Consider the following 8221-nt stretch of genomic DNA (forward strand, 5'->3'; position numbering starts at 1 on the left):
AGCTTGTCGACGAGCGTCGTCTTGCCGTGGTCGACGTGGGCGATGATGGCGATGTTGCGCAGCTTCATGGTGTTTCCGAAGCGAGTAGAACCCGCCACGGGACGGGCCGCGCGGATGCGGCCGGCCACGCCGGGTCGAGAGCAGGTTCGTGCTATTGCGCCGCAATATAAGGACTCGGCGCCTGCGGCAAGGGGGCGCCCGTCCGGGCGGCGGCGCGGTCGCGGCGATCGGGCGGGACGGCGCCACGAGGCGCACGCGGGCGGAGGTGGGCTTCAGCAATCGAGCGTCGTATCCCGCTCCCACTGTGTGAGGTGGCGGCAGTAGGCGTTCCACTCCTCGGTCTTGAGCTTGAGGTAGCTCGGCACGAAGGCGCCGAGCGCCGCGTTGAGCACGGCGCAGCCTTCAAGCGCCCGCAGCGCATCAAGCAGGTTGAGCGGCAGCCGCTTGACGCCCTCGACCGTGTGCCCCTCGGTGTACATGTTGATGTCGAGGCGCCGGCCCGGGTCGCGCTTGTTGCGGATGCCGTCGAGACCGGCCGCCAGGAGCCCTGCCTGCAGCAGGTAGGGGTTGGCGGCGCTGTCCGCGAGGCGGAACTCGAAGCGTCCTGCGTCGGGGATGCGGATCATGTGGGTGCGGTTGTTGCCCGCGTAGGTCACCGTGTTCGGTGCCCAGGTCGCGCCGGAGGCGGTGCGCGGCGCGTTGATGCGCTTGTAGGAGTTCACGGTGGGGTTGGTGATCGCGGCGAGCCCGTCGGCGGCGTGGATCAGGCCGCCGATGAAGTGGTAGCCGGCCTCCGACAGGCCGACCGCGTCGGAGGCGTCGGCGAAGACGTTGCGGCCGTCCTGCCAGAGCGACACGTGGGCGTGGCAGCCCGAGCCCGTCAGGTCCACGAACGGCTTGGGCATGAAGGTCGCGCGCAGGCCGTGCCTCTCGGCGATCGAGCGCGTCATGTACTTGAAGAAGGCGTGCCGGTCGGCGGTGACCAGCGCGTCGTCGTAGTCCCAGTTCATCTCGAACTGGCCGTTGGCGTCCTCGTGGTCGTTCTGGTAGGGGCGCCAGCCCAAGCCCAGCATCGCGTCGCAGATCTCGGTGATCACGTCGTAGCGGCGCATCAGCGCCGACTGGTCGTAGCACGGCTTCATCTGCCGGTCGGCCGTGTCGGCCGGCTCGGAGCCGTCGGGCGTGATCAGGAAGAACTCGCACTCGACGCCGGTCTTCATCTGAAGACCCTCCGCCGCCGCCTCGGCGATGAGGCGCTTGAGGAGGTTCCTCGGCCCCTGCTCCACGGGCTTGCCGTTCATGTGCAGGTCGGCCGGCAACCAGCCGACCTCCGGCTTCCAGGGCAGCGGGATCAGGCCGTCCGGATCGGGCACGGCGAACAGGTCGGCGTCGGCGGGGCTCATGTCAAGCCAAGTGGCGAAGCCGGCGAACCCCGCCCCGTCCCTGGCCATGGCGCCGATCGCGGCCGCCGGCACCAGCTTGGCGCGCTGGGTGCCGAACAGGTCGGTGTAGGAGATCAGGAAGTATCGGATGCCGCGTTCCTTCGCCGTGGCTTCGAGATCAAGCGTCATCGCGGGGGGCGCTCCTGGGTCCGGCCACGTCGCATCGGCTCGGCGTTCACGCGGAAAGGGCCGCCGTGCGGCGACGGCTCGGTCACGGACCCGTCCGACCGGGAATCCAAGTGGTGCCGGCGAGCGGCACCTGCGCCATCGCCGCCGCCTCGATGGTCAGCGCCACGAGGTCCTCGGGTTCGAGGTTGTGCAGGTGGCTCTTGCCGCAGGCGCGGGCGATGGTCTGCGCCTCCAGCGTCAGCACCGCGAGGTAGTTGGCCAGCCGGCGCCCGGCGCGCTCGGGGTCGAGGCGCCGGGCGAGCTCCGGGTCCTGGGTGGTGATGCCGGCCGGGTCGTTGCCCGCGTGCCAGGCGTCGTAGGCGCCCGCCGTGGTGCCGAGCGCGGCGTACTCGGCCTCGTAGGCCGGGTCGTTGTCGCCCAGCGCGATCAGCGCGGCGGTGCCGATGGCGACCGCGTCCGCGCCCAGCGCCAGCGCCTTGGCCACGTCCGCGCCCGAGCGGATGCCGCCCGAGACCACGAGCTGCACCGTGCGGTGCAGGCCGAGGTCCTGGAGCGCCTGCACCGCCGGGCGGATCGCGGCCAGGATCGGGATGCCGACGTGCTCGATGAACACGTTCTGGGTCGCCGCGGTGCCGCCCTGCATCCCGTCGAGCACCACCACGTCCGCGCCGGACTTGGCCGCCAGCGCGGTGTCGTAGTACGGCCGCGAGGCGCCGACCTTGACGTAGATCGGCTTTTCCCAGCCCGTGACCTCGCGCAGCTCGCCGATCTTGATCGCGAGGTCGTCCGGCCCGGTCCAGTCCGGGTGGCGGCAGGCCGAGCGCTGGTCGATGCCGGGCGGGAGCGTGCGCATGCCGGCCACGCGCGCGGTGATCTTCTGGCCGAGCAGCATGCCGCCGCCGCCGGGCTTGGCCCCCTGGCCGATCACCACCTCGATCGCGTCGGCCCGGCGCAGGTCGTCCGGGTTCATGCCGTAGCGCGAGGGCAGGTACTGGTAGACGAGCGTGGCCGAGTGCGCGCGCTCCTCGTCCGTCATGCCGCCGTCGCCCGTCGTCGTCGAGGTGCCGGCCAGCGTCGCGCCGCGCCCGAGCGCCTCCTTGGCCTGGGCCGAGAGCGAGCCGAAGCTCATCCCAGCAATCGTCACCGGCGTCCTCAGCCGGATCGGCTTGGCGGCGAAGCGCGCGCCCAGCACCACCTCGGTGCCGCAGCGCTCGCGGTAGCCCTCCAGCGGGTAGCGGCTGATCGAGGCGCCCAGGAACAGCAGGTCGTCGAAGTGCGGCAGCGTCCGCTTGGCGCCCGCCCCGCGGATGTCGTAGATGCCGGTGGCCGCCGCGCGCCGGATCTCGGCCATCACCTCGGGGGTAAACGTCGCCGAGAAGCGCGGGGCCGGGCGCGGCGGGTCCGGCCGATCGGTGCGGGGCTCGCGCATCAGTAGGCTCCGGCGTTGTCGACGTGGAAGTGGTACAAGGTCCGCGCCGAGCCGTAGCGGCGGAATTCGGCCGGATCGACCGCGCCGGACAGCCCGGCGGCGGCGAGCTTGGCGCCGAGTTCCTCCAGGTGCTCGGGCCGCATCGCCTTCTCGATGCAGTCGGCCCCCAGGCTCGCGACCGTCCCGCGGACGTAGAGCCGGGCCTCGTAGAGCGAGTCGCCCAGCGCCTCGCCGGCATCGCCCAGCACCGTCAGCGTGCCGGCCTGGGCCATGAAGGCCGACATGTGGCCGACCGCGCCCTTCACCACGATGTCGACGCCCTTCATCGCGATGCCGCAGCGCGCGCCCGCGTTGCCGTCGATCACCAGGAGGCCGCCACGGGCGGTGGCGCCGGCCGACTGGCTGGCATCGCCCCGGACGCACACGAGGCCGCTCATCATGTTCTCGGCCACGCCGACGCCGGCGTTGCCGCGCACGATCACGGTCGCCCGCTTGTTCATGCCGGCGCAGTAGTACCCGGCGTTGCCCGCGACCTCGACCGTGACGGCTGCGTCGAGGCCGGCGGCGATGGCGTGGCGCCCGTCCGGGTTGGCCACCGTCCAGTGGGTCTCGTTGGTGTCCGGCCGCAGGGCGTGGAGCGTGCGGTTGAGCGCGCGCAGGGGCTGCGTCCTCAGGTCGACCGTCGGCATCAGTGCCGGTCCCAGGCGTAGACCTTGGCGGGCTCCGGCTCGAACACGCGCGCCGCGTCGATGCCCGGCAGGCCCGCCAGCGCCCGGTACTCCGAGCCGAAGGCGACGTAGGCGTCGGTCTCGGCCATCACCGCCGGCTTGCAGGCGATGGGATCGCGCAGCACCGCGAAGCCTGTCGCGGTGCCGACCACGAAGGTGAAGAAGCCGTCGAGGTCGGCAAGGCTCGCCTCCAGCGCCTGCGTCAGCGAGGCGCCCGCCTGCATGCGCCACGTCAGGTAGCCCGCCGCGACCTCGCTGTCGTTGCGGGTGGCGAAGCGCAGGCCCTCCCGCTCCAGGCGCCGGCGCAGGGCGTTGTGGTTGGACAGCGAGCCGTTGTGCACGAGGCACTCGTCGGGGCCGGTGGAGAACGGGTGGGCACCGTCGGTGGTCACCGCGCTCTCGGTGGCCATGCGGGTATGGCCGATGGCGTGGCTGCCGGACATGCCGGCAAGCTGGAAGCGGGCCGCGACCGCGGCCGGACGGCCGACCGCCTTGTAGATCTCCATCCGGTGCCCGGCCCCGACCACGTCGAGGCCGGGACGATGCGCGGCAAGCCAGCCGCGGGCCGCCGCCGCGCGCTCGGCCGGCAGCACGAGCACGGCGTGGGTGTCGCGCAGCACGGCCCGCGGCTCCTCGCCGAGGGCGGCCGCGAGCGCGCCGAGGCCCTCGTCCAGCGTCGGCCGGTCGGGGCCGCGCACGGTCAGCTTCAACCCGGCCGCGGCCGGGCCGTAGACGGCAAAGCCGGCGCTGTCGGGGCCGCGCTCCGTCATCGTGTCGAGCATGGCCGCGAGCAGCCCGCCGAGGCGCGGCGCCAGCGCGGCATCCTTCAGAAACAATCCGACGATGCCGCACATCGCGACCCGCTCCCCACGCGCGAGACCCCCGCCGCCGTGCTCGCACGGGGCCGGCGGCAGGTCAACCAAGGATAATTAAAATTTCCTGATGGGAAATTCAGCACCGGCCTGGGCCGCACCCGTCAGCGGCGGGGATAGACGATGATCGAGAGGTAGGTCATCGGCGTCTCGACCAGCACCGCCGGGCCGTGCAGGGCGGCGGAGTCGAACAGCAGCGCGTCGCCGGCCCTGAGCGGGTAGTCGTGCCCGGCGTGGCGGTACACCACCGCGCCCGTCAGCATGTAGATCAACTCGGTGCCGGCGTGGCGGAAGCCGGTGTAGGCCTCGGCGTCCGCCTCCAGGGTGATCAGGTAGGGCTCGACCACGAGGTCGCCGCCCAGCGCCGCGCCGAGCAACGCGTAGACGTGCCCGGCCTTGGTGCCGCGGCGCTCGATCACCACGCCCTGCCCGGCGCGGACGTAGGAGCAGTCGCGCTTCTCCTCGAAGGTGGTGAACAGGGCCGTGATCGGCACGTTGAGCGCGGTGGCCACGGCGTTGATGGTCGAGAGCGAGGGCGAGATCTGGCCGTTCTCGATCTTGGAGACCATGCCGAGCGAGAGGCCGGCCGCGCCGGCCAGATCCGACAGCGACAGGTCGCGCTCGCGCCGCATCTGCCGGATCTGATGGCCGAGCGCCCGCTCCAGGGTCCGCAGCGTGTCCGACGGCGCCCGCGAACCCGTCTTCAAATCGCCGATGTATCCCTCCTCACACAACGCCTCGAAGCCGCAAGCGCATCGCAGCGAGGCCCGTAGCCGGGGCACGCGGCAATCGTCCGACGACGAGTCGGCCTCCGCGTCGCCGGGAGAGCACGCTCCGTCGAAACCTACGCTCCGGCACGTGAGCCTGCCCCGCGGCGGGGCGGGGTGCAAGGTGGACTACCCGGTCGCGGCGATCACCGAGGCGTCACGATGTTGCAGCTTGGCACCGGCCTCGGGGCCCGCCAGGACACCGGATCTGATGGGCGTCAGGCTTCCTCTGCCTTCCGCCGGCCCCGGCCGTGCTGCTCCTTGGTGAGTTCGGCAGTCTCGGCGGCGGCCTGCCTTTCCGCCTTGCCCGCCGTCGCCGAACTGGTGCCCACGTCCGGTGAACGCTCGGTCTGCGCCCGTGAGGTCGCCGGCTTCGGTTGACCCTTGCCCGCGGTCGGTGCGTCGGCCCTGCCGCCCCCTTCCACCGGATGCCCCGGCTCCCGCCTTGGCGCTGCCGGTCCGCTGCACCTCTTCGGCCTTGCGGTGGGACGCCGAAGGTCATCACCGATGCAGGGGGCCCACAACGCCCGCCACGAGCGTTGCCGGAACGCACGATAGCCCCGATGGAGCCTGCGGCTCGAACCGGATGGGCTGGACCTTCCGACGCGGTCCCGAGTTGGCCTCGTGTGAGCGAGATGGCGACGGAGGAGAACGCGTGAGCTGGCAGCCGATGACGAGCGCGCCGCGCGACGGGCAACGGTTCGTCGCCGGTCTGTGGGTCGGGCAAGGCGCGGCCGCCCGGTTCGAGATGCACATCATCCGCGCCGACCTCCGTGGCGAGGGCGTGCATCCCGGGGATGATCGCGGATGGGCCTGGGCGGACTACACGCACTGGATGGCGCTGCCGATTCCGCTGTCACCCACGACGAAGGCCGTGCAGGACACCAGGCGCAGCAAGGCGACCGTTCCACCGATGCACAAAGCCTACGGGCTCGAGTAACTGTGCCCCTATTCCTGCCGCTTGCGGTAGCGGTTGCCGGTCGCGTCGGTATGCGTGACCGAGCCGGTGACCGCCGGCGCGACGACGGCCGCCGTCGCGAGAGAAACGCCGGCCGTACGGCTCCCCTTCGGTTGCCGACCTTCCAGCGCGACGACGCTCAGCGCTGCGAGCGTGATCACGGACCACAGGCCAGCCACGGCGACGGTCGGGATCTTCGGCACGCGCGCATCCTTACGGTTGTCCATAGGGTACGGGTGACGGGTTAATGAGGTCGCTTCGCGGCAAGCACGGCCCCGAAGTGCCGCAGGCTCGGCCCCGGACGCCGCACTGATCGGCCGGCTCAAGCCACAGGTCTCGTACTGCGTCGGCGGTCCCGTAAATCATGAGGAACCCGCCGCCCCGAGGGCCGGCGAGTCCGTGTCCTGCTGCGATGGCGGAGAGTCCGCGTGCGATACCTACTTGAGCAACTGCATGAGTTTCTTGCCGGCCGGTGACCGCAGTTCCTTGGCATCGAGCGTGCCGTCGTTGTCCGGGTCCGACAGATTGAACCGGCCGTTCACGTTGGCCAGGAACTCCTCCTTGCTGAGCGTGCCATTCCTGTCGGTATCGGCCGCGCTCAGGTCGGCTCGGCTCAGACGCCCCTTCAACTCCTTGGTGTCGACCGTGCCGTCCTTGTCCGTGTCGAGCTTGTCGAACGTCGCGGCAGCCGCGGCCTTGGCTTCATTGAGATCGATCGTACCGTCCTTGTCGGTGTCGACCATCGTCATCGTCTTGTCGGTGCCGGACGACCGCGCCGACGCTTGAGGCACCGTCACTGCCGCCGCGAGGACGGCTGCCACGGCGAGGGAGGCGGCCAGGGTATTGAGCAGACGCATGGGGGGAAAATCTCCAGAGTACATCAGGCGAAGAGCAAGCTTTGCTCGCCGGACGATGTTCCACGGCCGGTGCGAAGTGCGTCGCCATCGCGGTGCCGGCGTTGGGCGACAAGACCCACGTCGGCACCGACCGCCGCCACGGCCTGATCCGCACCGGGATCGCCACCGATGGGGCCTGCCGCGACGGGGCGCAGCGGCCCGCCCTGCTCGATACGGCCAACACGGCCGGCGACGTCCGCGCCGACACGGCCCATCCGAAGCCCGACGCGGCGCACCCGTCGGCCCACGGCTTCGTCTCGCGCATCCACCGCAGGAAGCCGCCGGGCAAACCGATGCCGCCTAAGTGCTTGATGTGATTGGCGCGCCCTACGGGCATCGAGCCCGTGGTTTCGCCCTGAAAGAGCGAATAAGTCGATTCCTTATTTTCTGGCGTCCATCATTGTCTGCCGGTGTCCTTAAAATTTCTGGGTTTAATCCCCTGTTGGTCTGTGCTCGTACTCCAACGCATAGCAGACGGTTTTCTGGGAGCCGCCGGACCGGCGCGTCTATCGCAGCCGGGATTTCCATTGACGCGGACGGACCGTTGCCGGATCGCCCCGGTTGGGCCAGCCTTCGCGCCCGTGCCGACGCGCGGCACAATCGATGCTTGCCGGAGGTCGGCTCTCAAGCCGCTCGCGACCTCTTCCCACGTCACAGGCGTTATCATCGTGAGAGACGAATGACGTGAGATGCTGGTGCATCCGTACCGAGGTCGGGATTTCGTCTACGGTTTGCAGAGTTTCAATGACATCGCACTCAGTATTCCAACGTTGAAGTTTGCCTTCATCTTATCGATGAACGATCGGCCATGATGGGGGCGGGTCCGGCGTATCGTGACGATCGGCCGTCGCCCGATCTGCGCCCGAGGGCATAACGGCGTTGAGAGTCTACGACGACACGCCCACACCACGGCCTGGACGCGGGCAAGCCGCGACGGGCATCTGGTGCGACACGCCAGCCCATGTGAACGGGTCCGCGTTGATGCATAGCTGCCGTCGCT

9 protein-coding genes and 1 pseudogene are annotated in these 8221 nt (G+C 70.4%); 2 read left to right on the forward strand and 8 right to left on the reverse strand.

Annotated elements, in window-relative coordinates:
• The 6 genes from ACFE8Y_RS15045 to ACFE8Y_RS15070 form a co-directional block, all read right to left on the reverse strand.
• On the reverse strand, positions 1 to 68 hold a 68-nt coding region (locus ACFE8Y_RS15045; protein ID WP_375465212.1), incomplete at its 3' end, for a GTP-binding protein.
• Between the two features lie 204 nt (positions 69 to 272).
• Positions 273 to 1571, reverse strand: coding sequence for a type III glutamate--ammonia ligase (gene glnT / locus ACFE8Y_RS15050; protein WP_375465196.1), 1299 nt, complete (start codon positions 1569 to 1571; stop codon positions 273 to 275).
• An 82-nt stretch (positions 1572 to 1653) separates the two neighbouring features.
• On the reverse strand, positions 1654 to 3000 hold the full coding sequence (locus ACFE8Y_RS15055) for an FMN-binding glutamate synthase family protein (protein ID WP_375465197.1): 1347 nt from the start codon (positions 2998 to 3000) through the stop codon (positions 1654 to 1656).
• Positions 3000 to 3689, reverse strand: coding sequence for a protein glxC (locus tag ACFE8Y_RS15060; protein ID WP_375465198.1), 690 nt, complete (start codon positions 3687 to 3689; stop codon positions 3000 to 3002). Before ACFE8Y_RS15060 ends, ACFE8Y_RS15055 begins: the two co-directional genes overlap by 1 nt.
• Positions 3689 to 4582 (reverse strand): glutamine amidotransferase, encoded by an 894-nt coding sequence (locus tag ACFE8Y_RS15065; RefSeq protein WP_375465199.1) that lies wholly within the window; start codon positions 4580 to 4582, stop codon positions 3689 to 3691. The genes ACFE8Y_RS15060 and ACFE8Y_RS15065 overlap by 1 nt, the downstream gene beginning before the upstream one ends.
• Before the next feature lie 122 nt (positions 4583 to 4704).
• The gene (locus ACFE8Y_RS15070) at positions 4705 to 5316 is read right to left on the reverse strand and encodes a helix-turn-helix domain-containing protein (protein WP_375465213.1); all 612 of its coding nucleotides are present in this window, start codon (positions 5314 to 5316) and stop codon (positions 4705 to 4707) included.
• A gap of 706 nt (positions 5317 to 6022) precedes the next feature.
• On the opposite strand from ACFE8Y_RS15070, the gene ACFE8Y_RS15075 reads away from it, so the two are divergent.
• Complete coding sequence (locus tag ACFE8Y_RS15075; RefSeq protein WP_375465200.1) at positions 6023 to 6307, forward strand: hypothetical protein; 285 nt, start codon at positions 6023 to 6025, stop codon at positions 6305 to 6307.
• 8 nt (positions 6308 to 6315) lie between these two features.
• On the opposite strand, the gene ACFE8Y_RS15080 is transcribed toward ACFE8Y_RS15075, so the two are convergent.
• On the reverse strand, positions 6316 to 6528 hold the full coding sequence (locus ACFE8Y_RS15080) for a hypothetical protein (RefSeq protein WP_375465201.1): 213 nt from the start codon (positions 6526 to 6528) through the stop codon (positions 6316 to 6318).
• A 234-nt stretch (positions 6529 to 6762) separates the two neighbouring features.
• Positions 6763 to 7182 (reverse strand): EF-hand domain-containing protein, encoded by a 420-nt coding sequence (locus ACFE8Y_RS15085; RefSeq protein ID WP_375465202.1) that lies wholly within the window; start codon positions 7180 to 7182, stop codon positions 6763 to 6765.
• Between the two features lie 83 nt (positions 7183 to 7265).
• Between ACFE8Y_RS15085 and ACFE8Y_RS15090 the strand changes: the two are divergent.
• Positions 7266 to 7520: pseudogene (locus ACFE8Y_RS15090) on the forward strand (IS5/IS1182 family transposase); the annotation flags it as partial.
• Positions 7521 to 8221 lie beyond the last annotated feature (701 nt).

The organism is uncultured Methylobacterium sp., from assembly GCF_964242245.1.
In the GTDB taxonomy this organism is placed as follows: Bacteria; Pseudomonadota; Alphaproteobacteria; order Rhizobiales; family Beijerinckiaceae; genus Methylobacterium.